This is a genomic window from Pseudomonas sp. NFIX49, from assembly GCF_900115915.1.
Classification (GTDB): Bacteria; Pseudomonadota; Gammaproteobacteria; order Pseudomonadales; family Pseudomonadaceae; genus Aquipseudomonas; species Aquipseudomonas pharyngis.
On the sequence record NZ_FOYE01000006.1, the window covers coordinates 319,361 to 344,530 of the forward strand.

Sequence of the window (25,170 nt, forward strand, 5' to 3'; positions counted from 1 at the left end):
GCCATGCCCGATACTGCGCTCACCGAGGTATTGCCTTCGGATCTGCATTACGTCGATGACACCCAGCCCGGTATTACCCGAAAAAAACTGCGCGGGAAATTCGCCTATTTCAATCCCGAGGGCCAGCGCATCACCGATCCCGACGAGATCAAACGCATCAATTCACTGGCCGTTCCACCGGCCTATGTCGACGTGTGGATCTGCGCCGACCCGCGCGGCCATCTGCAAGCCACTGGCCGCGATGCCCGTGGGCGCAAGCAATATCGCTATCACGCGCGCTGGCGCGAGGTGCGCGACGCGGACAAGTATTCGCGACTGCGTGAATTCGGTCTGGCGCTGCCCAAACTACGCAAACAGCTGGAAGCGCTGCTGGCATCGCCGGGCTTCAGCCGAGACAAAGTCATGGCGACCGTCATCACGCTGCTCGACGCCACCCTGATCCGCGTCGGCAACACGCAATACGCGCGGGACAATCGCTCCTATGGCCTGACCACCCTGCGCAGCCGGCATGTCGAGGTCAACGGGAGTGCGATCCTGTTCCAGTTTCGCGGCAAGAGTGGCATCGAGCATCAGATCACAGTGAAGGACCGGCGCCTGGCGCGGATCATCAAGCGCTGCCTGGAATTACCGGGGCAGAACCTGTTTCAGTATCTGGATGAAAACGGCGAGCGACACACCGTCAGCTCTTCCGACGTCAACAGCTACCTGCAGACCCTGACCGGGGCGGATTTCACCGCCAAGGATTACCGGACCTGGGCCGGCAGCGCATTGGCGTTGGCAGTCCTGCGGGAGCTGCAATGGGAATCCGAGGCCGAAGCCAAGCGGCATGTGGTCGAGATGGTGAAGGGCGTCGCCCGCCAACTGGGCAACACGCCGGCGGTCTGTCGCAAGTGCTACATCCACCCGGCGGTGGTCGAGCACTTCATGCTCGGGGCCCTGGCCGAGTTGCCGAAACCACGCGTCCGCAAGGGGCTGCGCAAGGAAGAAGTCGCGCTGGCCCTGTTCCTTGAACGGATGGTCGAGAAGGCAGCTGCACCTTGAAGCCTTCGGCCATCTCGAATAGGCTACGCCCTCCTACCTCCCCGGGACGACCGCAGAAGTGAACAACTAAGCCCTCAAAAAAATGTAATCGCGACACGCCGCTCCTGGCGCTTGTCAATGCTCACGACATTTTTTGGAGGTGCCGATGACTCACGTCTCGCGTACGCCTGCTCTCGTCTCCCTGAATCAACTGGGTTTCCAGTTCGCCAATGGCGAGACGATTTTCACTGCACTGAATCTGAAATTCGATCACACCCCGACCGCCATTGTCGGACGCAACGGCGTTGGCAAAAGTGTACTGGCGCGCCTGATCGCCGGATTTTGGCAACCTACAAGCGGCAGCGTGACGCGCGCCGTGGCGACGACCTACGTGGCACAAACCTTTGTCGCGACAGCCGGCGAGACGGTCGCCGAGTCCACCGGCAGCGCCGCGATTCTTCAAGCGCTGGAGCGAATGAACCGGGGCTGCGGATCAGTCGAGGATTTCGACCTCATTGGCGAACAATGGGATCTGGCGGACCGCCTGCGCCGCTTGCTTGATGACGCCGGCCTGGCCGAAGTGGCCTTCACCGATCACACCGGGAACCTCAGTGGCGGCCAGCAAGCGCGCATCGCCCTGATTGGCGCGTTTTTGAGTCAGGCTCCGTTGCTGATCCTCGATGAGCCGACCAACCATCTGGATGCATCGGGACGGCAATGGCTGATGAACTCGCTGGAACGCTGGCACACCGGCTTGATCGTTGCCAGCCATGATCGGCAACTGCTCGACCGGATGCAGCGCATCGTCGAGCTGAACGCGTCGGGGGCTATCGAATTCGGTGGCAATTACTCGGCGTTTCGTGAGCATCAGCGAATTCATCATGCAGCGGCGCAAGCACGTCTCGACCACGCCAGAAGCGAACGCCAGCGCGAGCGGATTCGATTACGGCGCGAGCACGACACGATACAACGCCACGCCGCCAACTCCCGTCGCAACGCCGAAACCGCCAACATTGCCAGTTTCGAATACGTGGCGATCAAGGGCGCCGCCCGGGAAATCATGGGGCATGTCCGGCAGGGCCATCAGGCCCGCAAGTCCGAACTGGATGCCCAGGTGCGCGAGGCTTACGCCAAGGTGCAACCCCAGGACAGCGTGCTGATCAACCTGCCCGGGAGCGCGGTGCCGAACAACCGCCAGATCTGCACGCTGGTTGATGCTCGGCTGCCCTGGCTGTCAAACGGCGCACTGAGCCTTACGATCCACGGCCCGATGCGGATCGCTGTCAGCGGTCCCAACGGCTGTGGCAAATCAACCTTGCTGAAGGTGCTCGCCGGGGAACTCGCACCCGTCGATGGAATCGCCACAACACACGTGCCCTTAGCATTCCTGGATCAGCGGTTGGCCCAACTGGACGATCAGCGTTCCATCACCGAACAGCTGATGATGCATGGAACTGCGCTGACCGAGGGCACCCTGCGCAGCTATCTCGCCAACTTGCAACTGGATGCGAGCCGCGCTACGGGCCTCTGTGCTTCTTTGAGCGGTGGCGAACGCTTGAAAGCGGCATTGGCAATGGCCTTGTGGCGATCGGATCCTGCGCAGCTATTGTTGCTGGATGAGCCGACCAATCATCTGGATCTGCCTTCCGTGGAAGCATTCGAGCGGGCATTGCAGACATTTCCGGGCGCAATTGTCGCCGTTTCCCACGATCAGGATTTCCTTGAGGCGTTGAATCCGACCCACCACCTGCGCTGGCAGCAGTCAGGCTGGCAACTGCACCCGACGAACTGACTTGTCTATTTTTTGCACGATTGTTCAGGGCTTCTATAGTTGATCTGGTAGGAATCAGCTGCGGTGACGCCATGGAAGACATATTTGTCGTGAAGCGCTGCAACAAGATTGTCATCCACGGCCGGCGCGCCGGAGAAACGCTCCATGAGCCCGCCGAAGCCTTGGGCTGGTATCGCATCTGCGACACGCGAACCGGTGGTTTCATCGGCGATGGTTTCGACCGGGAAGAGGACGCCCGCAAGGAATGTCATCGGCTCAACACCGCCAGCTCGCAAGTGACCGCCCCCGAGTCGTCGGGCTGATAGCTGTCATTTACGGGTCTATACTCAAACCAGCTGAAGGAGCAGCGCCCCAACGGCAGAGAGCTCGCGCTTGGCGAGCTTTTTGCTGGTACCGAGCGGATTAATGAACGGAGGTGTTCCATGTCCGAAAAAGAGTCCATCACCACTCTGCTGACCTTGCTCGAGGCTCGGGAGGCGCGTCTCGCGGCAGCTTGCAAAGAGATCGCCGACTGGGTCGATCATCAAGGCGGACACCCGACCGCTCTGCGCATCCGCGACCGGCTGAACGATATCGACAAGGACACTCCCCTCATTCGCAGTACCTTGTCGTCGCTTAAACCCATTGATCGGCCGCTACCACGCTTCAGATAGCTCTTCGTTCGCCTGGGGCAGGAAAGAACGCCCTTGGTCGTGAGAGGTCAAAACCTTTACACGTCACCAAGGAGACGTCCCATGGTCACTCATTTCAAAGTCGACGGGCATCTGGCCTGTGGGCACAAGGGCAACAACCTCTCCTCCAGCAGCGAACTCAATCGAGTGAAGTGCCGTAGCTGCCGCAATACCGATGCATACAAGGATGCGCGCAAAAATCAGCGCAATGAGGCGCGGCGCGCGGCTCGCCAATCCTGGGCTGCACGCTCGGCGTCCGACTGGCGTTCCGAGTGGATCGAGCGGTTGACGGCTATGGCCGGGCTTCAGCGTTTGCCTAGAGGATTTAGCGGGCAGGCGTTTGTCTGAGCACGAAAAAGGGCTTGCATGAGGTATGTCATGCAAGCCCTTGATATTCATGGTGCCCGAAGCCGGAATCGAACCGGCACGCCCTTACGAGCGGGGGATTTTAAGTCCCATGCGTCTACCAGTTTCGCCATTCGGGCGGCAGCGCGGTGTAGCTTTACTCTGATGACGATTCACAGTCCTGACAGGAACTGCACGTCGCCGGCAGAGGGGGAAATATATACATCACTTCCCGGTGAAGCAAGTTTGCAGTTGCCGTTTCAAAGACTAAATCTTTCCGTGCAATGCAAATAAAAAAGCTCCGTAAATCATGGATCTACGGAGCTTGTTTATAGTGGAGGCCGAGGTCGGAATCGAACCGGCGTAGGCGGATTTGCAATCCACGCTACAAAGCTAAGTAGATCAACAGGTTAGCACGAAAAGCGTTCCGCAAGCTACTGATTTTCAATGCCCTACACACCCCAGCTGTAAAGGGTATGTACTGGGGTTGCGGAACGTTTTTTAGCTCGATCCCACCTCAGGATGCAATCGGTCGATGCGGCAAGATGGAGCTTTACCTCACAAGCTTCGCTTCGGCTTCCGACTGCTCACGGTTCCAATCACCCCAGGCGCTCCGCTCCGCCACGAACTGCTTGGCACATGCTTTCCTAGGACGAATCAAGTGCACGTCACTTGGTTCTGTAGAAAATACATATCGGTCGGCATGCTCAATAATTATCCGTCGCATGAACTGAGCGGTGTCATGATCCAATGTGGTGCCACGAATCATCGGACGATTACCAACGCACGTGTAAAGGAGATGTTTGGGACTCAACGGGAGAAGGATATCTCCATTTTGAACCTTCCAACCGCCCTTGAAATCGTACTGCTCGTGCCCATGATAATTGAGCCTAACAAGTGGATTGTCACTAGTCGGCCAGCTCAAGCCAGGAGGCGCCTTTAGAATTGTCCAATCTTTCATCGGTATTTTTTTGATAGTGTCAGTGAGCAAACGCCGAGCGTTCCAGACCCACAATCGCCGTCCAACGATTGTATGGGCATGCAACAATCCGCTTCCATCGGGCTGACGGTCGATAGCTAGATTGAACGGGAAGCCCTCTGCAGCCGTGTTATCCGCACGCCCGAGAGAGCGGCCCTCTGAAACTGCGAGCTCTAAATCAGCAACTGATCGCTCTAACGTATCGTTCAAAAGCGATTCCAGCGATTCAGACTGCCGTGCAACAAACTCTCTGTATCGTGCAGGTGTCCTCACATCCTGAGCCATTGCAAAACGGATAAGTGTCCGCCAATGGTCTGGTAGAAGCCTTTGCTCAGAAATCACACGACTAATCACTTCTTCAGCGGGTGCCTCAAACTCTCTGTCAAGCCATCGTTCAAACTCATCCGTCTGCTCACCGGCTACAACGTAGTTATAAAGGTGCTCCTGATAGGCTATCCCCTTTAGGGAGTGGGTCTTCCAAAGCGGAATTTTCTCATTGGGAACCAGTAGGCGATACGTAGAAATTACTCCGTTTTTAGCCCACTGCTTCAGGTAAAGCTTAGGTACATAGTGATTGTCCTTATGGATCTGATGCATCATTTAGTCCCTTACAGATTCCCCAAGTCATTAGCAGCCCTCTTAGCACAAAATATTTATCGTAGGCTAGGCGATACAAACCCAGTTCACTCCTGGTTTTTCCCGATGATGGATTGGATCAGCTGATTCTGTAGACCTTGAATCACTAGGCATTCAGCGCCACCGAAAAATCTTCGTACCACTTTCGTACTACCCTTCTAATGTCTCACCACGCGACACGCCGAAATTCCTCGTTGGCGCGCGTGCCTGTCGCTCTAATCCCCAGCACTCCCTACAAGCATTCCTGCACGAGCACGAAGCACCTGGGCGAGAGTGTGTCTGCGTCCTGCATGAGGACGAGCAAGACGAAGCGCTGCACCGCCGCACAGGCGATGTCAGATTTTCGGGAAAGACGTCGGAAAAAGGTAATTTTGGTAAGCCGAACGTTTTATTCGGCTGGGAGCCTTGATTTCGCTGGTCTGCGTAGGATTGGCACAAGGTAATTTTCAAGTAATGAATAGGTAAGGTAATTACCTTTCAAGAAAGTAATTTTCTTATTTTTGCATCCCATATAAATCAACCACTTACGGCAACATTACCTCTTTCATTACTTCAAATTACCTTCTGATGTAATCCAGCAAAGCCAATGAATACGGGGCTTTCAGCGGCGTTCTGATGCCCGGATTACCACATTACCTTTTTCCGAATGTGTTCCTGAAAATCCTCTCCAAACGCTGGCCCACACCTGGCGACCGACTGCGGCGACACATCAAGTGAGCCACCCCCCGCAGGGATTTGCAGGCTTTTCACCCAAGATGATTACCAGGGCAAGTACCGGCCATAGCCGCGTTCAGCACCGTGCAGGACTGCGGAAAAAAAGACACATTTAGCCCGGAGGCGCGGTGGGGGGACGACGGCGCGCGCCAAGCCCCCCGCCCGCACCTCTTTCGCACATCGTTAGGCGTACCTATCTGTAAGCTCACCGCCTCCCTACCAATACATCTGTCGAATCACGGAGGCAGCCTTGCCGCCATGACTGCCTATTGACATACGCTTAGGTGATATCTGAAAGGTCACTGTAAAACGACCACAATGGCAGGTGACGAAAGTCATTACTGAAGCCGTGATTGCTACGTATGATACGACTGAGTTCCGGAAACGCGATGCAGGCGCGGTAGGCTGTGAAATGGGACAGTATTATTAATTTGCTCGACCGTAGAGAAGGGAGTTTCGCGTTTTGGAAGAGTATGAACAAAACTATAGAGCGACAGCAACTAACAATCGAAAGTACCCTAAGCGCCTTACAGACTATATCGCTGCCTTAGTCAGACGAGGGAGACTCCTAGAGGCCAAGTATTTCTTCTTAGAACTATGCAAAATAAGCCCTAACCATGAAAAGACAATACGATTAGGCTACACCATTGCAATTGCCACCTTTGACAATGACTGGGTGTACAAATACGACAAACTCCTGACTGACTCAGCGCAAGATAGCAGTGAGGTGCTATGGTTTCGATTACGCTATTATCAATCGCAAAATAACGTTGCAGCTTGCGAAAGTACAAGCTGTGAGCTACTTGAAAAACGCTTAAAAAACGACCAACTGGTCACCATCCTTGAAGTATGTATCGAACGACAGAGCTATATAATAGCTGCGCCTTTAGCAAGATACTTAGACAAATACCGCATAGCACTCTCCCCACAGTTTAACACTTGGTTCAAGCAAATAGTTATCACTAGATTTACACACGCCCTTCAGAGGTACAAATGACTAGCTTTCTAGTGGTGAAAATCTTGGATGATAGAAGTATCACGCTTCCATCCACCCTAAACTATGGAAGTGTTGAACTTCGATCTTATTCGGCTGATACCGAACTCGAAGCACAGGCGTTTGAAAAGTCTGCATCCGAAGGCGGGCTGGATTTTAACAAACATAAAATATGTGCAAGAATTGCTACGATCGTGGACTGCGAAACGCATATTGAAGCCATCCATATCGCCGACATAAAATTCCTCGAAGTCCTTGACTTTAAATCAACAGAATTTGCTGTGTCAGCGATAAAGACATCGCGAATTGGCCTAATCAAAAATTTATCTTCAGGTGAAATCACACCCATTGAAAGATACGGATTTCAGCAGTCTCTTTCTTTCGTTGTGCGGCACGGCACCATACAGTGCATTGACGCCACCAGTTATGTTCTATCACTTAAAAATGAGCTTAGCGACCGATACAGGCGCTCTCTGCATTGGGGAAGAAACAGCAAAAACGAAACAAATCCTCAATTGAAAATCATCTTTTTATGGTTTTCCTTAGAAGCGTTATTGAAAGCAGACGAAACCGATAACTGCGTTGAAAGCTACATTCGATTATTTCTAGGCTTCCCAAACGGACTACAGCTTTTGACATTATCACCAACAGTTAAAGCCAAATTAGAAAACCATGAAAGATATAAATATTGGCAAAAACAGCTTACTGAAACAGTCAAAGAAATCCGCGACTTCCGCAACAACTCGGTACACTCAGGATTTCGAAGTGTAGACTTTACAAAAGAAAAGTTAGAACTTTTCAGTTCGATAATGATTTATGCTGTGGGCAGGTGCCAAGCGGGAGTAATGCAAGGTCTACTCAGCAACTTACAAACACTATCCGAATTCAAAGAATACGCAGTTCCACTATTTGAAAACAATTCAAACCTAATAAATGACATTCATAACAATATTATCTACTCTCTAGATCACCCCATGAGTTATTAACAACACGGGGCTTTTAATTTCCTCCTACACTTACTTATTCACGGAGGGGTTACCCCCCCTCCGACTTCATAGAGTTTGAACCGCATAATTTCTTCACCCAGCCAGTCGTTCAACTGAGTCATTCGCGTCTGGATCGGCTCCAACTCGTTAGCCGCATAAATCTGAGCCGCCTCCCTGATCGACCCAAACCCACCCGCGTTCTGCGGAACGATGCCCATCAACTGCGGAGGAATGCGAAGGCTTGCCAACACATCATCCCTCGTCTGATTCTTGATCGAGTTGAATTCATCCTTCGCTGCCACCTCGCTTACCGGTATCAACTGAATCCCGTCCTTTTTGCCGGTCGGCGAGTACACAAATAAATTTCGAAAATTCCCCGGCCCCTTCGATTCCTTCAGTGCCTTGCGCAACGCATCAATGTCCGCCTCTGTCTGCGCCGCATCGTTCATGTAAAGGATGAACCCGGCATGACTCCCGTTCTCGTAATACTTGCGCCGGAACAGCGTCGCTGACTCGTTCAGCAACGCCGACTGCAACGCGCTGATCCACTCCGGCAGCCCATAAATCTCCTGGTGCAGATCCGCCTCACGCAGGTGAAAAATGCTGTCCGGCTCAAACGCATGCTCATCCTTCCACCCACGCACCTGGTAAAACTGCCCATCGGGCCCAGCGCGCATGTACTTCGCCAGCGGCGTCTCCAGCTTCCGAACCCCGCCCAACCGCGAACGACGCCCCTCAAGGTAGCCATTGCCCAGGCATAGGAAGTCCAGCGCGAACTGTTCAAACGAGGCCCGCGACAGCAACGGATGCGGAATAAACGTCTTGCTCAACAAATTGCGTTTGAACATCAACCCCGAATGCAGATGCACGCTCGCTCCTACCGATCGCGCCAGCCCGTCCAGCGACAACGGTGGCTCATACCACCGCCCGTTGAACCAGCATTCCAGATAGTCGAAAACCTCCCGGCCACCCAACACCGGCGTCGGCTCGCCGAAGGAGAATACCTGCGTCCTGACGCCGGTAGCGGATGTGGTTGCGGGCAAAAGCGTCTGCTTGGCCAATTGTTCGGTCATCAATAAATCTCCATGCGCCCGGTATTGGCAGTCGTCTGCCCTTCAAGCGGTTCGTGATGCAATGCGTGGAAGAGCGCCCAGGCCAGGTCGGCGTGGCCGGTGTTGTCGTTGCGGCCGGCGGTGTAGGTGTATTGACGTCCGCCGGCGGTGACGGTCTTGCGGATGGCCATCAGCGACTGGGCCATGTCGGTCCAGCCGGCGTCGAATTCGAGCCGGCCCTTGTGGATCACGTCGTAGGCCTTGAGCACCAGGCGGGTTTTGACTTCGGGCGAGTAGCTGAAGGTGGTCACCGCCGGGAAGAATTGGCGCACCAGCTGGGCCACGCCACTGCCCAGGCCGGTGACGTCGATGCCGATATAAGTCACCCAGTAGCGGTCGCAGACGCTTTTGATGAACGCGGCCTGCGCAGCGAAATCCATGCCCCGGAACTGGTGACGCTCAAGGATGCGGAACTTGCCACCGGGTACCAGTGGCGGCGCGACCACCACCAGACCGGAACAGTCGCCGGTCTCGGCCGGGTCATAGCCGATCCAGACCTGACGGTCGCCGAACGGGCGCATGGCGAAGGGTTTGTAGTCCTCGGCCCACTCGACCCAGCTGTCCACCATGCATGACTGCAACAGGGTCAGCGGGAAGATGCTCGCGCCGTCATCGACGAATTCGCACATCAGCAGGTTGGCGAACGCCTCGGGGCTGTACTCGCGGCGCAGTTCATCGATGTCGAACAGGTCGCAACCACCCCGCTCCGCGTCCAGAATCGTGACGATCTGCCGCCACAACCGATCCTCACAGAACCGGCCTTGTTGGAGCGCGCCGTGGGACACATCCACTTTCGTATGCTGCGCGGCGGACTTGCCCTTATTGAAGCGCTCGCCCGTCCAGAACGTGTACGCCTCGTGGGCCATGCTCGACGGCGTGGAGAAGTAGGTCTTGCGCCACTTCTTGTGCATCGCCATGCCCGAGGCGACCTTGTTCAGTTCCTCGAACTTGAACGTCCAGAAGAACTCATCGAAGTAGAAATTGCCGTGGTAGCCCTGGGCGGTGCGGGCGTTGGTACCGAGGAAAAACAGCTCGGCGCCGTTGGGTAAAACGATGGGATCACCCGTCAACTCGACGCCGATCACCTCGCGGCAAAAGGCCTGAATGTAACCCCGGAACAGGTAGGCCTGGTTCTTCGAGGCTGACAGAAAAATCTGGTTGCGCCCGGTGTCCAGCGCATCGATGAACGCCTCACGGGCGAAGTAGTAAGTCGCACCGATCTGCCGGCTCTTGAGGATGACGCGGGTGCGCTGATTACCGGCGCGATACCAGTCTTTCTGGTAGTCAAAACAGCCGTCGATGAAGGCCTCGCGCAGCAGCTCGATCTGGTCTTCGTCAATCTCGTTTTTGACGGCCTTTTTCTTCGGCTCGGCGTTGCGTTTGGCCAGATTCGGGTTGAGGTCGGTTTCGGTGCCGCCCCCCTGAAAACGCTGGATCCGGGCCTGTCGCTCAAGCTGCCGGTGCAGCAGATCAATCTCCTTGAAGTCACCGCCGCTCTTGTTGTCCTTGAGGATTAACTGCACTAACCGCGCTTCCAGCGCCCCGCCGATGCGCTCGACGTTGTCGGCCCGGTCCCACTCGTCGCGGGCCTTCCAGCTGTGTAGCGTTTTTTCCTTTTCGCCCGTAGCCTCGGCAATCTCACAGATGCGCCAACCCATCCAGTACAGGAACTTGGATTGGCGGCGGGGATCGATGGGCAACAGTGCGGTCGTAGTCATGGCCGCGATGCTGCCGCCCACGCCCGCGACTCAATAGCGCCGCCCCTTGTAGCCCCCGCCCCTACAGTCCCGCCTCGTTGCCGCAACTCGCGCGCGTCACGACCATGCCCCTCATCGCACAGCTTTCAGCGCCCCACGCATTGAGGATTCCCGGCATGAAGAAATTTCGCAGCAACTGGTTCCGCGTCGCCGTCGAGGGCGCTACCTCGGACAAGCGCACCATCAAACGCAGCTGGCTGGAACAAGCCGCGAAGAACTTCAACCCGGCCACCTACGGCGCCCGCATCTGGCTGGAGCATTTCCGCAGCCTGCTGCCCGACAGCCCCTTCAGGGCCTATGGCGACGTGCTGGCCGTGAAGACCGAAGAAGTGGACGTGAACGGCCAGAAGAAACTGGCGTTGTTCGCCCAGGTCGAGCCGACCGCCGACCTGATCGCCATGAACAAGGCAAAACAGAAGATCTACACGTCTATCGAAATCGACGACAGCTTTGCCGACACCGGCGAGGCCTACATCGTCGGTCTGGCAGTTACCGATTCGCCGGCCAGCCTCGGGACTGACGTTCTGGCGTTCTCAGCCCAGAAACCTGACGTCAGCCCTTTCAAGGATCGCCACTACTCCGCGACCTCGATGTTCACCGAAGCGGTCGAAACCGAACTCACGTTTGAAGAGATCGAGGAGAAGCCGAGCATCGGTGCCCAGCTGTTCAGCAGGGTGCAAAACCTGCTCAAGGGCAAGCAAGCCAAGGACGACAGCGAGTTTTCGCAGATCAGCGATGCCGTCGAAGCCGTGGCGGATCACGTCAAGGATCTGCCCGACCAACTCGCCGCCGAGAAGAAATTCTCCGCTGGCCTGAGCACCAAGCTCGATCAACTGAGCAAGGACTTCACCGAGCTGAAAACCAAACTCGCCAACACCCAAGACCACAACCAAAAGACGCGTCCACCGATAACCGGCGGCGATCACTCGGTCGTGACCGACTGTTAACAGTCCCCCCACCGCCGCCCCCGAATATCCAAGGACGACCACCATGCGCAACGACACCCGAGTGCTGTTTAACGCCTACCTGCACCAGCTTGCTCAACTGCACGGCGTAAGCGACGTAACCACCAAATTCACCGCAGCACCGAGCGTTGCTCAGACGCTAGAAACCAGAATTCAGGAATCCAGCTCGTTCCTCAGCTCGATCAACATTTACGGCGTGTCTGAGCAGTCCGGCGAAAAGATCGGCATCGGTATCGACGGCACCATTGCCAGCACCACCGACACCACCGTGAAGGATCGCGAACCGCGTGACCCGAGCAGCCTGGACAACCGTGGGTACACATGCACCCAGACGAACTTTGACACCGGCCTTCGTTACCAGAAGCTGGACCAGTGGGCAAAATTCAAAGACTTCCAGGCACGCATCCGCGACGCAATCATCAAGGCTCAGGCACTCAACCGGATCATGATCGGCTGGAACGGCACCAGCCGTGCCGCCACCTCGAACCCTACAACCAACCCGCTGTTGCAGGACGTGAACGTCGGCTGGCTGCAAAAGATGCGCGTAGAGAACGAAGCGCGGGTCATGGCCGAGGTCTCGGCCGGTAGCGGCAAGATCGAAATCGGCGCCGGCAAAGACTTCGAAAATATCGACGCGCTGGTCATCAGCATGGTCAACGAATTCATCGACCCGTGGTATCAGGAAGACACCGATCTGGTGGTTATCTGCGGGCGTCAGCTTTTGGCCGACAAATACTTCCCCATCATCAACAAAACTCAGGCGCCGACTGAAATGCTGGCCGCCGACATCGTCACCAGCCAGAAACGCCTGGGCAACCTGCCGGCGGTGCGTGTGCCGCACTTCCCTCCGAACGGTCTGCTGGTTACTCGCCTCGATAACCTGTCGATCTACTGGCAAGAGGGCACCCGCCGCCGCACCGTCGTCGACAACGCGAAACGCGACCGCGTCGAGAACTATGAGTCGGTCAACGAAAGCTACGTGATTGAAGACCTGGGCTGCGCAGCCATGGCCGAAAACATCACCCTGAGTTGAGACCGACACCATGACCAATCCTTGCCGGCGCCATTTTGTGCGCGTCAGTGCGGCCATCGAAGCGGCAGCGGCGAATCCCACTCAAACCATGGCCGGCGCCACGGCTTACGAACATCAGCTCAACCAACTGCTGCAAGACCGTCTGCGCCTGAAACAGGTGCAATCGAACCAGGGCAAGGCGGAACTCAAACGGCTGCTACTGCCCGAATACATCCCCTATGTGCAGGGAGTATTGGAACGTGGCCAAGGTGCGCAGGACGATGTGATGACGACCATCATGGTCTGGCGTATCGACGCTGAAGACTACAGCGGCGCTCTGGACATTGCCGACTACGTCCTCAAGCACAAACTGGTTATGCCTGACCGGTTCGAGCGTTCCACCGGATGCCTAGTGGCAGAAGAAGTAGCCACCGTTGCTCTCAAGGCGCAGAAGGTCGGCGAACCGTTCGACCTGGCCATCCTACACCGCACCGCCGAACTGACCGACGCCGAGGACATGCCGGACCAGGCCCGCGCCAAGCTGTGCCTCGCCATGGGCCGCGCGACGCTGGAGGGCATCACCGACGACAAACCCGGCCAACCCCGTCAGGTGCAAGCCGGCATCGACCTGTTGAAAAAAGCCATCGACCTGCACGACGCCTGCGGTGGCAAGAAGGATCTGGAGCGGGCCGAACGTCTGCTCAACAAACTCGCTGGCTCTGGTCACTGAATCAGGGCAGCAACCTGAGCGTCCCCACGCACCCCGCCGGCTCGGGGCGGATCGGCCAGGCCGCTCCTCCTGAACGTGAAGCCCCGACCACCGGCGACCTACAACAGAGCGCAGATTCATGAGCGGATTCGTAGCGAGTGGTACCGGCGCCACCTCCCCGGCCGGCCACATCAACACCGACCCCTTCTGGCCGTCGATCGATCTGGACGAGGTGCGCGGCACCTTGCGCATCGATGCCAGCGTCACGCCGATCCGTCTGGAAACCGCGACCATTGCCGCCGCCATCAGCGTGAACCGTGAGTTCGCAAAATGGCGCCGCGCCAAACAGGCAGAAGGCTACGCCACACTTACAGATGTACTGGCCGAGCAAATCGAGGACCAATCTGAACTTGTTCACCTTTACCAGCGGGCGATCTACGCCGCGACCGGCGCTGAGATCTGCGAGCGCTACCGCTCCTACGACAGCACCAACAGTGGCAACCAGAATGCCGACGAATTGACCCCGAGCATCGAAGAACTGCGCCGCGATCAGCGCTGGGCCGTGCGCGACTTCCTCGGCCTCGGCCGCACCACCGTGGAGTTGATCTGATGACCGTCAGCGTCCGCACCCAACAGAACGACACCGTCGACGCCCTTTGCTGGCGTCATTACGGCCGCACCGCCGGCGTGACCGAAGCGGTACTTGAAGCCAACTCCAGCCTGGCCGACCACGGCCCAACCTTGCCGCAAGGTCTTTTGGTGCAGATGCCCGAAGCCCAGGCCGCTGCCCCGCAAAGGCAGATACTAAACCTATGGGACTGAGAACCAGCAATGAACAAACCTGAAAACCTCCGTGCTCATCTACTCACCACTGTCAGAGAGCTGAAGCACAACCCTGACCGGCTGTTGATCTTCATCGACAATGGCAAGATCCGCTGCACTGCAGCGCATACGCTCTCGTTCGAATACAGATTCGACCTGCAGGTCATCCTCACCGACTTCGCTGGCCACCCTGACAGCGTCATGCTGCCGCTGCTAGGCTGGCTGAGCGTCCACCAATCCGAGCTGCTGGGGAACCTGAGCAAAACCGCAGACGGCATTCAGTTCGAGGCCGACATCCTCGACAACAGCAAGGTGGATATGAGCCTGACGCTGCCGCTGACTGAGCGTGTTGTGGTAGGCAAAGACGACCAGGGCAACACCACCATCTGTCATCCCGGCGAGCCTCAGCGGGCTGCTGACTTTCTCGATCCGAACTGGATAACTGGCGCCCAAGGCACTGGTAGCGAGTGGAGACTGCCAACATGACTAACCGGTTGGAAACTCTGGAGGATTGGGCGGCGGAACTGCTTGGACAACTTGGACCAGCATCACGCAATAAGCTGGCTCGGAGCGTTGGCCAGGCTTTGCGGCGTAGCCAGCAGCAACGAATCATTGCTCAGCAAAACCCCGATGGCAGCAAGTACGCGCCGCGTAAGCAGCGTGATCTACGTGGTAAACAGGGGCGGGTAAAGCGGAGGGTAAAGATGTTTCAGAAGCTGCGCACAGCGAACTTCCTTAAGGTACAAGGTGATGAAAACGCAATAAGGGTCGGCTTCATAGGAAAGATTGCTCGAATCGCGCGAGTGCATCAGGACGGCTTGAACGATCGCGCCGAGCGTGGTAGCCCCGAGACTCGTTACCAACAGCGTGAGGTGCTTGGATTTACCGGAGATGACTTAAACTTGATACGCGATTATTTGCACTCGCATCTTATATCTCGTTGAGAGCGCCTACGGAGGATTTCCCATTTCATCGATAAATTGGTAAAAGTCTAGCCGCTTATTACTACGAACAAGGAGATAGTTTTGAAAGAAAAACCTAACAAAAAAGTGCTATTTTGGCAGGTCAAAGAAACTAATGGTCACGGATCGAAATTGAAATGGATTCCTGGACAGAATAAAGAAAGTATCCTTTCAACGTTTACCAACCCTGATCAGAAAATAGAAATGATCAGAGCTACCAAAATTCCATTAGGCGACCTTGCCTTCTCTGAATACCCCGACCAGTACAACTTCCTCTTCGAAAAAGACGGAGAGAACATCACCATTGAGCCGAACGATAGCGGTCATGACTACCTGAACCAATATTACAAAGAGGTGATAGCCAAAAAGGACTCCTCTGGTGAGTAACCTTCTTTCGCGGCCCACTTGAGTTAGTTTGTAGTTTCACCTACTACAAGTCTCTTAAGCTGCACTGGTACGCACATGGCGCCATCATCGGCGCCATGAACGACTTAGCCACCCTCGCCCGCCTGATCGAAAACCTCATCCGCCTCGGCACCATCGCTGCCGTTCAGATGAAGCCCCCGCGCGTGCAGATCAAAACCGGAGCGCTTACCACCGGCTGGCTCCCATGGATTGCTGCCCGGGCCGGTGCAGACCGCGAGTGGAACCCGCCCACCGTCAACGAGCAGGTCATCCTGTTCAGCCCCTCGGGCCAGCTCGGCAACGGCATAGCCCTGACCGGCCTGTTCAGCGACCAGATCCCCGCCAACGGCGACCGAGAAGGCCTGCACCGCTGCACCTACCGCGACGGCACCGTCATTGAGTACGACAGCGTCGCACACCACCTCAACGTCACGCTGGCCGAAGGCGGCACCACCAACCTGACCAGCACGGGCGGCATCCACATCATCGGCCCGATCACCCATGAGGGCGACTACACCCAGACCGGCAACCAGAACGTCACCGGCAAGGTCACCGTGTCCGTGGACGTGGTGGCGGCCAACATCAGCCTGGTCAACCACCCGCACGGCGGTGTCATGCCCGGCGGCGCGAAGACGGGGAAACCGGAATGAACCGAGAAACCGGCGCGGCCCTCGGCCTGGTCGAACACATCGCCCAATCCATCACGGACATCCTGACCACACGCATCGGCACCCGCGTCATGCGCCGTGAATACGGCAGCCTGCTGCCTGAGCTGGTCGATCAGCCGTTCAACGACTTCACCCGCTTGCAGGTCTACGCCGCCACGGTGATGGCCCTGATGCGATGGGAAACCCGCATAAGCCTCAGCCGCATCCAGTTCATCGGCACGAACCTTCAGGGCCAGGCGTTGCTGGAGTTCGAAGGCACCATTGTCGATAACAATCAGCCGCTGAGTCTGAGCGTGCCTCTGCAACTGGGAGGCAGCGTATGAATAGTTTTGTCGCCATCGACCTCGGCCAACTGCCGGCGCCGCAGATCGTCGAACAGATCGATTACGAGCAGATCCTCGCCGAGCGCAAGGCCCACGCCATCAGCCTCTGGCCGGTCGAGGAACAGGCCGAGATTGCCGCGCGCCTCAACATGGAGTCGGAGCCGTTGACCAAGCTGCTCGAGGAAAATGCCTACCGCGAAACCATCTGGCGGCAGCGGGTCAACGAAGCCTCCGTTGCCAACATGCTCGCCTTGGCCAAGGGCACCGACCTCGAACAGCTCGCCGCCAACTTCAATGTGAAGCGACTGGTCATTCAGGCCGCGAACCCGACAGCCGTGCCGCCGCTTCCCAGACTCATGGAGAGCGACGACAGCCTGTGCGAGCGCGCGCAGATGGCATGGGAAGGCCTCAGCACCGCCGGCCCGCGTAACGCCTACATCTTCCACGCTCGTTCCGCTGATGGTCAGGTCGCCGACGCCACTGCCGAAAGTCCGGCGCCGGCCGAAGCGGTGGTCACTGTTCAATCAGTCCTGGGCGATGGCAACGCCTCGCAAGTCCTGCTTAACAAGGTCAAAGCCTACCTCAGCGACGACGACCGCCGGCCGGTCGGGGATCGTCTGACCGTGCAGGGTGCGGAGATCATCAACTACCAGATCAAGGCCAAGATCTACCCGCTCAGCAACGGCCCAGAAACCGAACTCGTCCTTGCTGCTGCCGAAGCCCAATTGCTCAAGTTCGTGCACCAACGGCGGCGCCTGGCATTGGAAGTGTCCGAATCCATCGTTCACGCCGCACTGCACGTCGAGGGCGTGCGCAAGGTCGTGCTGGAAGATTGGGAAGACATCGTCGCCACCAAATACCAAGCGCCGTACTGCACGAAAATCGTCTTGGTATTGGGGATCGAATGATGACCTATCAGACGTTGCTGCCAAGCAATTCGACGCCGCTGGAATTACAGGCCGCGGAAGCCCTAGCACAGATCCAACGCGTGCCCATTCCCCTACGCACGCTGTACAACCCGGACAAATGCCCCCTGCCCTTGCTGCCGTATTTGGCCTGGTCGTTTTCGGTCGATCGCTGGGACTCGCAATGGCCCGAGTCCGCCAAGCGCTCGGCCATTCGCTCGGCGTATTACATCCACTCCCGCAAAGGCACGCTCGGCTCCCTGCGGCGTGTCGTCGAGCCGTTAGGTTTTGCGATTGAAGTGGTGGAATGGTGGCAGACCATTCCGCTCGGTCCACGTGCGACGTTTGCCCTGAACATCAGCGTGTCCGGAACCGGCATCACCGAACAGATGTACCAGGAATTGACCTGGCTCATCGATGACGCCAAACCTCTCACCCGCCACCTGACGGGCCTCGACATCATTCTGGAAACACGTGTCGAGTCCTATGCGGTGATTGCCACCGATGACGGCGACGAAATCGATGTTTACCCGTGGATAAACCCGGACATCGATGTGTTCATTCAGAGTTACGGCGGCGCAAGCATTTACACCCTTGATGAAATGGACGTGTACCTTCATGGTTGATAAGAACACCCTGTTCGGCGGCATGCTCACCACCCTCGGAGCCGCCAAGAAAACCAACTGCGACGCCCTCGGCATTCCTTGGGAACCGAGCCATATGTTGATCGGCGATGCCAATGGTGCCGATCCTGTACCTGATCCTGCGCAGACCCGGCTCATCAACCCGGTACACCGCGCGCCGCTCAATCAGCTGCGCGTCTCTCCTACCGATCCGAACGTTCTGATCGCCGAAGTAGTCCTCCCCCCAGAAGTCGGCGGTTGGTGGTTGAGAGAGCTGGCGCTGGAAGACAAGGACGGCGTCTTTTCTGCGGTGGCGAATCTTGCTCCCAGTTACAAGCCATTGTTGGGGCAAGGATCGGGGCGTAACCAGGTCGTGCGTATGCACATCATCACCAATGGCACCGCCAACATTCAGTTGAAAATCGATCCCTCAGTCGTACTGGCTACCCGCGATTTTGTGGATCGCTCTATACGAGATGCCTACTCGCGGCCCTACACACTGATCCGCGAAGGCAAAAGCCTCTCCTCCGAGCATATGGGTCTGGTGCTCTGCGACGCCAGCAATGGTGCAGTGACGTTGGAGCTCCCACCTTCCGATTCGAAATTGACGAGGCGAGAAATTCTGATACGTCGCAAAGACCACTCAGGTCATCGCCTGGTGGTTCGAGCGCATGGCTCAGATCGCATCCTGTTCCATACGCATCTTTCCTATAACGGGTATCCGTTTCTACCCCTGATGGGTACGGGCGATTGGTGGCACTTGTGTGCGGACGGGCGTGGCCACTGGTGGCCCCTCGGGCGACTGGATACGTTGCCGCTGGGGCATCCCGTTTTTGAAACCACTACCCAGTTCAGTCCGGGTGGATACGCCGCGTTGAATGGTCGAACGTTTGAACGCTCAGAGTGGCCCTGGCTTTGGGATCACGCGCAGCAGTCAGGAATGCTCAACACCGAGCAACACAGCATAGGTAACGAGGGCGGATGGATCGCACAAGATGACGGTTTAACCTTTCGGGGACCAGAAGGCCGGGGCGAATTTCTACGAATATTGGACGAGTCACGCGACGTGGATGCAGGTCGGAAACCTGGTTCTTGGCAAAAGGGCTCAAGACAAACCTACGACGCCAGGGGTGACGAGATTGTCGCGCTAACTACAAGCCTCACCCAAGAGTATTTGGTACGAGCCCACGACATCCATGGGTTCGACCTGGGTGAAAACGCGAACTATGAAGAAAGCCTACTGGCATTTGAACAAGCTGACATTTTGGAAGGAAGCGAAGTCGGCACGATTGCAACAGCGCGCCCTCGAAACATCGCCTATCCAGGACGGATCAAAATCATTTGAGGTAGAGATGACGAATTACTTGTTTGATAACGCGGGTATCCTGACAGGGCCGGTCGAATTTCCGGTTGTTCCCGGTCTTGGAGTCGAAAGGCCGAGCAACGCTGTACAACTGACGCAGCCACTGGAGCCTGCAAAAGCAGGTCATGTCTGGGTCATGGTTGATGGCTTGCCGGAGGAACGGGTAGACCACCGTGGCATCGTCTACCGAACAGATACCGGGAAATCATTGCTCTGGCGAGAGGTCGGCGTACTCCCCGATACGGTGACGATAAAAGCGTGGCCTGGCCCCCACCATCACTGGACAGGGGAGGATTGGAAGCTGGATCAGTCAGCACTGGCGGCGGAAAAAAAGGCGCAGGTGTTACTGGAGCGTGACGCCTTGATGCAGCACGCTCAACTGCGCATCGCACCGCTGCAGTATGCAGAGCAACTGCAGTTGATAACGCCGGACGAACAAACGGCTCTAATGGGCTGGATGCGTTATTGCGTCGAACTCAATCGAATTGAGCAAAGCCCTGGGTTTCCCATGAACCTGGAGTGGCCAGTACCGCCAACCGCAGGTACACCCTGAGTCAGTTCCAATTGCCATTCGCACCTTGTTGACCTGCTCGATACAACTGCCGCGCCTCGTCAGCTTTTGATAAGCGCGGCAGCCTGTGTGGTGTCTTTTCTCACCACGCAGATTAACCATGTCCGATTATCTACACGGCGTGCGAGTCATCGAACTCAACGATGGCTCTCGCCCGATTCGCACCATCCCGACGGCGGTCATCGGCATGGTCTGCACTGCCGATGATGCCGATGCGGCGACCTTTCCGCTGGATACGCCTGTACTCGTCAGCAGCATTCAGACAGCCATTGGCAAGGCCGGCGTGAAAGGCACTCTCGCCACCAGCCTGCAAGCCATCTCCGACCAGACCAAACCTTACGTCATCGTTGTGCGCGTGAAAGAAGGTGAAGACGAATCCGCAACCACGAGCGCCTTGATCGGCACTACCACGGAAACCGGTAAATACACCGGCATGAAAGCCTTGCTCGCCGCCAAGTCACGGCTGGGCTTGGTGCCTCGTATTTTGGGCGTGCCCGGCCTTGATTCACTGCCTGTCGCCAACGCCCTCGCTTCCATCGCCCAACAGTTACGGGCCTTCGCCTATGTAAGCGCCTGGGGCTGCCAAACCAAAGAAGAAGCCGTTGCCTACCGCCGCAATTTCGGTGCTCGGGAAGTGATGGTTATCTGGCCTGACTTTCAGTGTTGGAGTACCGCCACCAACAAGACCACCACTGCCAGCGCCGTGGCCAACGCCCTCGGTTTGCGCGCCAAGATCGATCAGCAAGTTGGCTGGCACAAAACCCTGTCCAACGTGACCGTCAACGGCGTCACCGGCATCAACGCCGACGTGTTCTGGGACCTGCAAAACCCGACCACCGACGCCAACTACCTCAACAGCCACGACGTCACCACGCTGATCAACGAAGGTGGCTTTCGCTTCTGGGGTAGCCGCACCTGCAGCGACGACCCGTTGTTCGCATTCGAGAGTTACACCCGCACCGCGCAAGTGCTGGCCGACACCATGGCCGGCGCACAGATGTGGGCGATGGACAAACCGCTGCACGCGTCGTTGGTGCGCGACATGATCGAGTCCGTGAACGCCGAGTTTCGTACCAAAGTCGCTGGCGGCTATCTGGTGGGCGGAGGCTGCTGGTATCCCGAAGACATCAACACCAAAGACACGCTCAAGGCCGGCAAGCTCTGGCTCGATTACGACTACACGCCGATCCCGCCGCTGGAAGACCTGACCCTGCGCCAGCGCATCACCGACCGCTACCTCATCACCTTCGCCAGCCAGATCAACCGCTAACCGGAGAACGGCGCCATGGCCCTGCCGCGCAAACTGAAAAACCTCAACCTGTTCAACGATGCCAACAGCTACGTCGGCGTGGTCAAGACCGTCACCCTGCCCCCGCTCGGTCGCAAGATGGAAAGCTATCGCGGCGGCGGCATGAACGGCCCGGTCAAGGCTGACCTGGGCTTTTCCGATGACGGTATCCAGTTTGAATGGAAGACCGGCGGACTGGATCTGATTTCTCTACGTCAGTTCGGTGCGGTGAATGCTTCAGGTGTTGCGCTGCGTTTTTCCGGCGCGTTTCAGCGGGACGACACTGGCGACGTCAGCGCCGTGGAAGTGGTCTTGCGCGGCCGTCACGAAACCATCGAAATGGGCGAAGCCCAACCCGGCGAAGACACCGAACACAGCATCACCACCACTTGTTCCTACTACAAGCTCGTCGTCGATAACGAGGACATCATCGAGATCGACCTGCTGAATTTCATCGAGAAAGTGAACGGCGTGGACATGCTCGAAAAGCAACGCGCCGCCCTCGGTCTCTGACTTTCCCTAGCCCTGTGGATACTTCCCATGCAGAACATTGAATCAGTCGAGATCCCATTGCCGGACGACAACACCGTCACCCTCGACAACCCGATTATTCGCGGCAAAACCACAATCGACTCGCTCACGTTGCGTAAGCCGCAGTCCGGCGAGCTGCGCGGCCTTCAATTGGTCGAGCTGCTGAACATGGATGTTGGAACCCTGATCAAACTGCTGCCGCGCATCACATCGCCCAGCATTACCTCACCCGAGGCGGCGGGCATGGATCCGGCGGACCTGCTGGCGTGCGGCAGCAAGATCTCCGGTTTTTTATTGCAGAAGTCGGTGAAGACGGATGTCTGCCTCGTTGCGTAGAGGACGCCATGGCTGACCTGGCCGTGGTCTTTCACTGGGCTCCGGCGGACATGGATTCGCTGGGCCTGCAGGAGCTGATGGAATGGCGCGAGCGCGCCAGGTTGCGGAGTGTCGCCAATGGCGAATGATCTGAAACTGAGGGTATTGCTGAGCGCGATCGATCAAGCCACGCGGCCACTTAAGGCCATCAATAACGGCAGCATCGGTGCGGCCCGTGCTTTGAAAGAGGCTCGTGAGCGCCTGAAGGAACTCAACGCCCAGCAGAAAGATGTCAGCGCATGGCGTTCGCAGCGGGCGGCTGCACATGCGGCCGCTCAGGCACTCAGCGCTGCGCGCGACAAGGTCAAAACCCTGAGCCAGCAGTTCGCTGCAACCGGCGTTCCCACCAAGGCCATGACGCAGGACTTCCGCAACGCCGTGCACGAAGCACAACGGCTCAAGCAACAGCATCAGCAACAAAGCGAACACCTGCAACGCTTGCGCACTCGGCTGCACGACGCCGGTATTCACACCAAAGACCTGAGCCATCATGAACGCCGATTGCGTGAACACACCGACGTCGCCAATCAAAGCATTGCTGAGCAAACCCGGCGATTGGCGGCGTTGGGTGCTCAACAGCGAAGGCTGGCAGCCGAACGCGTCACATTGGAAAACCAACGGAACGTCACCCGCTCCCTCGCTGAAAAAGGCGCCGTCGCCACTGCCAGTGGTGGCGCAGTTCTGTACGCCGGCGCGAAGACGATCATGCCGGGGATCGACTTCGACGCCAGCATGAGCAAGGTGCAAGCCATCACTCGGCTCGATCACTCTTCCGCCGAGCTGACGGCGTTGCGCAAGCAAGCTCGGAGCTTGGGCGGGTCAACGCAGTTCACGGCCGGTCAAGCCGCTGATGCCCAGGGCTTTCTGGGCATGGCCGGCTTCGAACCGAAAGCGATCAGAGCGGCCATGCCCGGCATGCTCGACCTCGCATCAGCCGGTGGCACGGATCTCGCTCAGACCGCCGATATCGCGTCGAACATTCTCTCCGGGCTCGGTATGGAGGCTGCGCACATGAGCAAGCTGGGCGATGTGCTGGTGGGTACGTTCACCCGCTCTAACACCAGTTTGCAGATGCTCGGCGAGACGATGAAATACGCCGCGCCGATGGCGAAGACCTACGGCGTTGAGCTGGAAACGGCGGCCGCGATGGCGGGCAAATTAGGCGATGCAGGTCTGCAAGGCAGCATGGGCGGCACCGCATTGAGTTCGATCATGAACCGTCTGGCAGCCCCGCCGAAAGCCGCTGAGAAAGCGCTAACCCAACTGAAGATCCACACCGCCGATGCTCACGGCAACTTGCGGAAAATGCCGGATATCCTCAAGGAGATCCACGACAAGACCAAAGGCCTGGGCACCGCGGAAAAAGGTGGATTGCTGAAGGCCATCGCCGGTGAGGAAGCCGTCAAAGGCATGGCCCAGTTGGTTGAACAAGCTGGCACCGGTGAGCTGCAAAAGCTGATCGCCAGTTTGCGCAACAGCCAAGGCGAAGCCACCCGCACCGCGCGGGTGATGGCGGACAACCTGAAAGGCGATCTGACAACGCTCGGCAGCGCCTGGCAGGACCTGGGGATCGAATTGCAGGATCAACAGGATGGGCCTTTGCGTTCGTTGGTTCAGTCGGTGACAGAGATCGTACGTGGCGTGAAAACGTGGGCCGCCGAAAACCCGAAGCTCGCGGCCGGGATCGTGAAAACTGTCGCGATTATTGCGACGCTGGCGGTAGTGCTTGGCGGTCTGATGGTGACAGTTGCCAGCGTGATGCTGCCGTTCGTGGCGTTTCGTCTGATGTTTTTGAGCTTGGGTATTCGCCTGCCTAGCCTGATCAGTTTGCTCTGGAAGCTCGGCCGAAAGGTACTGCCATTTGTGGGCCGCGCCCTGCTTATCCTCGGGCGAGCGCTGATGCTGAACCCGATCGGATTGGCAATCACTGCCATTGCCGGCGCTGCCTATCTTCTCTACGAAAATTGGGACGCTGTGAAGCAGTATTTTTCTGAGACGTGGAAAGAGATCAAAGCCGGCTTCAACGGCGGCACCGCCGACATACTCAAAACCTTAATCAACTTCAGCCCTGTCGGAATGCTCTACAAGGCCTTCGCTGGCGTCATGAAATACCTGGGCATCGAGTTGCCCGGACGCTTCACCGAGTTCGGCGGAATGATCATCGATGGACTGGTAAAAGGACTGAAAGCCGGATTCGGCCAGCTTAAGAATGTGATGGGCGAAATCGGTGATTCAACCGTCGGTTGGTTCAAGGAAAAACTCGGGATTAATAGCCCTTCCCGAGTCTTCGCCGAGTTGGGCGGCTTCACCATGGCGGGGCTCGCAGAGGGACTGGAACAGAACCAAAATCATCCAACTCGTGTGCTGAGCGGATTGGCTCAGCAGCTCAGTTCTGCGACCAAATCAATCAGCTTTGAACCCGGCCAGTTCACCCATTCACTGACTGTCGATGACCGCGCGCCCATCAAATCTGCAGCACCTTCGGTTCAAGACAGTCACGACACCTACGAGATCAATATCCACCCCGCTCCGGGCATGGATGCGTTGGCTATTGGCCGCGCTGTACGGGTCGAGATGGCCCGCATCCAGCATGAAAAAGAAGCCCGTCAACGCAGCCGCTTGGCTGATCTGGAGTAGAGCCC

Annotated in this window: 29 protein-coding genes and 1 tRNA gene; 26 read left to right on the forward strand and 4 right to left on the reverse strand. The window is 57.2% G+C overall.

Translation table 11 applies throughout. From position 1 onward, the window contains the following. Positions 1-3 precede the first annotated feature (3 nt). From BMZ46_RS19215 to BMZ46_RS19235, 5 genes are all read left to right on the forward strand, one after another. On the forward strand, positions 4-1,041 hold the full coding sequence (locus BMZ46_RS19215; RefSeq protein WP_074690460.1) for a DNA topoisomerase IB: 1,038 nt from the start codon (positions 4-6) through the stop codon (positions 1,039-1,041). A 145-nt stretch (positions 1,042-1,186) separates the two neighbouring features. Beyond that, positions 1,187-2,812, forward strand: a complete 1,626-nt coding sequence (locus tag BMZ46_RS19220) for an ABC-F family ATP-binding cassette domain-containing protein (RefSeq protein ID WP_074690458.1) — start codon at positions 1,187-1,189, stop codon at positions 2,810-2,812. Between the two features lie 71 nt (positions 2,813-2,883). Then, positions 2,884-3,114, forward strand: a complete 231-nt coding sequence (locus BMZ46_RS19225; protein ID WP_039768766.1) for a hypothetical protein — start codon at positions 2,884-2,886, stop codon at positions 3,112-3,114. A gap of 120 nt (positions 3,115-3,234) precedes the next feature. Then, entirely contained in the window at positions 3,235-3,465 is a 231-nt protein-coding gene (locus BMZ46_RS19230; protein WP_039768768.1) for a hypothetical protein, read from the forward strand. An 81-nt stretch (positions 3,466-3,546) separates the two neighbouring features. Then, on the forward strand, positions 3,547-3,831 hold the full coding sequence (locus BMZ46_RS19235) for a hypothetical protein (RefSeq protein WP_074690455.1): 285 nt from the start codon (positions 3,547-3,549) through the stop codon (positions 3,829-3,831). Positions 3,832-3,881: 50 nt separating this feature from the next. Here the strand turns inward: BMZ46_RS19235 and BMZ46_RS19240 are convergent. Together BMZ46_RS19240 and BMZ46_RS19245 are read right to left on the reverse strand one after the other, a co-directional pair. After that, positions 3,882-3,968, reverse strand: a tRNA-Leu gene (locus BMZ46_RS19240). Positions 3,969-4,381: 413 nt separating this feature from the next. Then, the gene (locus BMZ46_RS19245) at positions 4,382-5,404 is read right to left on the reverse strand and encodes a DUF4238 domain-containing protein (RefSeq protein WP_074690453.1); all 1,023 of its coding nucleotides are present in this window, start codon (positions 5,402-5,404) and stop codon (positions 4,382-4,384) included. Between the two features lie 1,216 nt (positions 5,405-6,620). Here BMZ46_RS19245 and BMZ46_RS19250 point away from each other — a divergent pair. Both BMZ46_RS19250 and BMZ46_RS19255 read left to right on the forward strand, forming a co-directional pair. Then, positions 6,621-7,154, forward strand: coding sequence for a hypothetical protein (locus tag BMZ46_RS19250; protein ID WP_074690451.1), 534 nt, complete (start codon positions 6,621-6,623; stop codon positions 7,152-7,154). Next, the gene (locus BMZ46_RS19255) at positions 7,151-8,137 is read left to right on the forward strand and encodes a HEPN domain-containing protein (RefSeq protein WP_074690449.1); all 987 of its coding nucleotides are present in this window, start codon (positions 7,151-7,153) and stop codon (positions 8,135-8,137) included. The genes BMZ46_RS19250 and BMZ46_RS19255 overlap by 4 nt, the downstream gene beginning before the upstream one ends. A gap of 38 nt (positions 8,138-8,175) precedes the next feature. Here BMZ46_RS19255 and BMZ46_RS19260 read toward each other — a convergent pair whose 3' ends face one another. Then, positions 8,176-9,210 carry a phage portal protein gene (locus tag BMZ46_RS19260; protein WP_074690447.1) on the reverse strand — a complete coding sequence of 345 codons (1,035 nt, stop codon included), beginning with the start codon at positions 9,208-9,210 and terminating at the stop codon, positions 8,176-8,178. Next, positions 9,210-10,967, reverse strand: a complete 1,758-nt coding sequence (locus tag BMZ46_RS19265; protein ID WP_074690680.1) for a terminase ATPase subunit family protein — start codon at positions 10,965-10,967, stop codon at positions 9,210-9,212. Before BMZ46_RS19265 ends, BMZ46_RS19260 begins: the two co-directional genes overlap by 1 nt. 155 nt (positions 10,968-11,122) lie before the next feature. Between BMZ46_RS19265 and BMZ46_RS19270 the strand changes: the two genes are divergently transcribed. The 19 genes from BMZ46_RS19270 to BMZ46_RS19360 all read left to right on the forward strand — a co-directional run bounded on the left by BMZ46_RS19270 (position 11,123) and on the right by BMZ46_RS19360 (position 25,165). Continuing rightward, positions 11,123-11,953 (forward strand): GPO family capsid scaffolding protein, encoded by an 831-nt coding sequence (locus BMZ46_RS19270; protein WP_074690445.1) that lies wholly within the window; start codon positions 11,123-11,125, stop codon positions 11,951-11,953. Positions 11,954-11,996: 43 nt separating this feature from the next. After that, positions 11,997-13,004: a phage major capsid protein, P2 family gene (locus BMZ46_RS19275; RefSeq protein WP_074690443.1), complete on the forward strand. Its 1,008-nt coding sequence runs from the start codon at positions 11,997-11,999 to the stop codon at positions 13,002-13,004. A 10-nt stretch (positions 13,005-13,014) separates the two neighbouring features. After that, positions 13,015-13,713: a phage terminase small subunit gene (locus tag BMZ46_RS19280; protein WP_074690441.1), complete on the forward strand. Its 699-nt coding sequence runs from the start codon at positions 13,015-13,017 to the stop codon at positions 13,711-13,713. A 118-nt stretch (positions 13,714-13,831) separates the two neighbouring features. After that, complete coding sequence (locus BMZ46_RS19285; protein WP_074690439.1) at positions 13,832-14,302, forward strand: head completion/stabilization protein; 471 nt, start codon at positions 13,832-13,834, stop codon at positions 14,300-14,302. Then, positions 14,302-14,514, forward strand: coding sequence for a tail protein X (locus BMZ46_RS19290; protein WP_074690437.1), 213 nt, complete (start codon positions 14,302-14,304; stop codon positions 14,512-14,514). The genes BMZ46_RS19285 and BMZ46_RS19290 overlap by 1 nt, the downstream gene beginning before the upstream one ends. 9 nt (positions 14,515-14,523) lie before the next feature. Continuing rightward, the gene (locus tag BMZ46_RS19295; RefSeq protein ID WP_074690435.1) at positions 14,524-15,000 is read left to right on the forward strand and encodes a phage tail protein; all 477 of its coding nucleotides are present in this window, start codon (positions 14,524-14,526) and stop codon (positions 14,998-15,000) included. Then, entirely contained in the window at positions 14,997-15,458 is a 462-nt protein-coding gene (locus tag BMZ46_RS19300; protein WP_074690433.1) for a phage virion morphogenesis protein, read from the forward strand. The genes BMZ46_RS19295 and BMZ46_RS19300 overlap by 4 nt, the downstream gene beginning before the upstream one ends. An 81-nt stretch (positions 15,459-15,539) precedes the next feature. After that, positions 15,540-15,863 carry a hypothetical protein gene (locus BMZ46_RS19305; protein ID WP_074690431.1) on the forward strand — a complete coding sequence of 108 codons (324 nt, stop codon included), beginning with the start codon at positions 15,540-15,542 and terminating at the stop codon, positions 15,861-15,863. A gap of 95 nt (positions 15,864-15,958) precedes the next feature. Next, positions 15,959-16,531 (forward strand): phage baseplate assembly protein V, encoded by a 573-nt coding sequence (locus BMZ46_RS19310; protein WP_074690429.1) that lies wholly within the window; start codon positions 15,959-15,961, stop codon positions 16,529-16,531. Beyond that, a complete protein-coding gene (locus BMZ46_RS19315; protein ID WP_074690427.1) occupies positions 16,528-16,872 on the forward strand; it encodes a GPW/gp25 family protein in 345 nt (114 codons plus the stop codon). The genes BMZ46_RS19310 and BMZ46_RS19315 overlap by 4 nt, the downstream gene beginning before the upstream one ends. After that, positions 16,869-17,780: a baseplate J/gp47 family protein gene (locus tag BMZ46_RS19320; RefSeq protein WP_074690425.1), complete on the forward strand. Its 912-nt coding sequence runs from the start codon at positions 16,869-16,871 to the stop codon at positions 17,778-17,780. The genes BMZ46_RS19315 and BMZ46_RS19320 overlap by 4 nt, the downstream gene beginning before the upstream one ends. Then, positions 17,780-18,403: a phage tail protein I gene (locus BMZ46_RS19325; RefSeq protein ID WP_074690423.1), complete on the forward strand. Its 624-nt coding sequence runs from the start codon at positions 17,780-17,782 to the stop codon at positions 18,401-18,403. The genes BMZ46_RS19320 and BMZ46_RS19325 overlap by 1 nt, the downstream gene beginning before the upstream one ends. Continuing rightward, entirely contained in the window at positions 18,396-19,745 is a 1,350-nt protein-coding gene (locus BMZ46_RS19330) for a phage tail protein (RefSeq protein ID WP_074690421.1), read from the forward strand. Before BMZ46_RS19325 ends, BMZ46_RS19330 begins: the two co-directional genes overlap by 8 nt. A 7-nt stretch (positions 19,746-19,752) precedes the next feature. Continuing rightward, entirely contained in the window at positions 19,753-20,316 is a 564-nt protein-coding gene (locus BMZ46_RS19335) for a tail fiber assembly protein (protein ID WP_074690419.1), read from the forward strand. A gap of 118 nt (positions 20,317-20,434) precedes the next feature. Then, positions 20,435-21,604 (forward strand): phage tail sheath protein, encoded by a 1,170-nt coding sequence (locus tag BMZ46_RS19340; protein ID WP_074690417.1) that lies wholly within the window; start codon positions 20,435-20,437, stop codon positions 21,602-21,604. Between the two features lie 15 nt (positions 21,605-21,619). After that, the gene (locus tag BMZ46_RS19345) at positions 21,620-22,135 is read left to right on the forward strand and encodes a phage major tail tube protein (protein ID WP_074690415.1); all 516 of its coding nucleotides are present in this window, start codon (positions 21,620-21,622) and stop codon (positions 22,133-22,135) included. 27 nt (positions 22,136-22,162) lie between these two features. Further along, the gene (locus tag BMZ46_RS19350) at positions 22,163-22,489 is read left to right on the forward strand and encodes a phage tail assembly protein (protein ID WP_074690413.1); all 327 of its coding nucleotides are present in this window, start codon (positions 22,163-22,165) and stop codon (positions 22,487-22,489) included. An 8-nt stretch (positions 22,490-22,497) separates the two neighbouring features. After that, positions 22,498-22,617, forward strand: a complete 120-nt coding sequence (locus BMZ46_RS19355; RefSeq protein WP_074690411.1) for a GpE family phage tail protein — start codon at positions 22,498-22,500, stop codon at positions 22,615-22,617. Beyond that, positions 22,607-25,165: a phage tail tape measure protein gene (locus BMZ46_RS19360; protein WP_074690409.1), complete on the forward strand. Its 2,559-nt coding sequence runs from the start codon at positions 22,607-22,609 to the stop codon at positions 25,163-25,165. Before BMZ46_RS19355 ends, BMZ46_RS19360 begins: the two co-directional genes overlap by 11 nt. Positions 25,166-25,170: the final 5 nt, after the last annotated feature.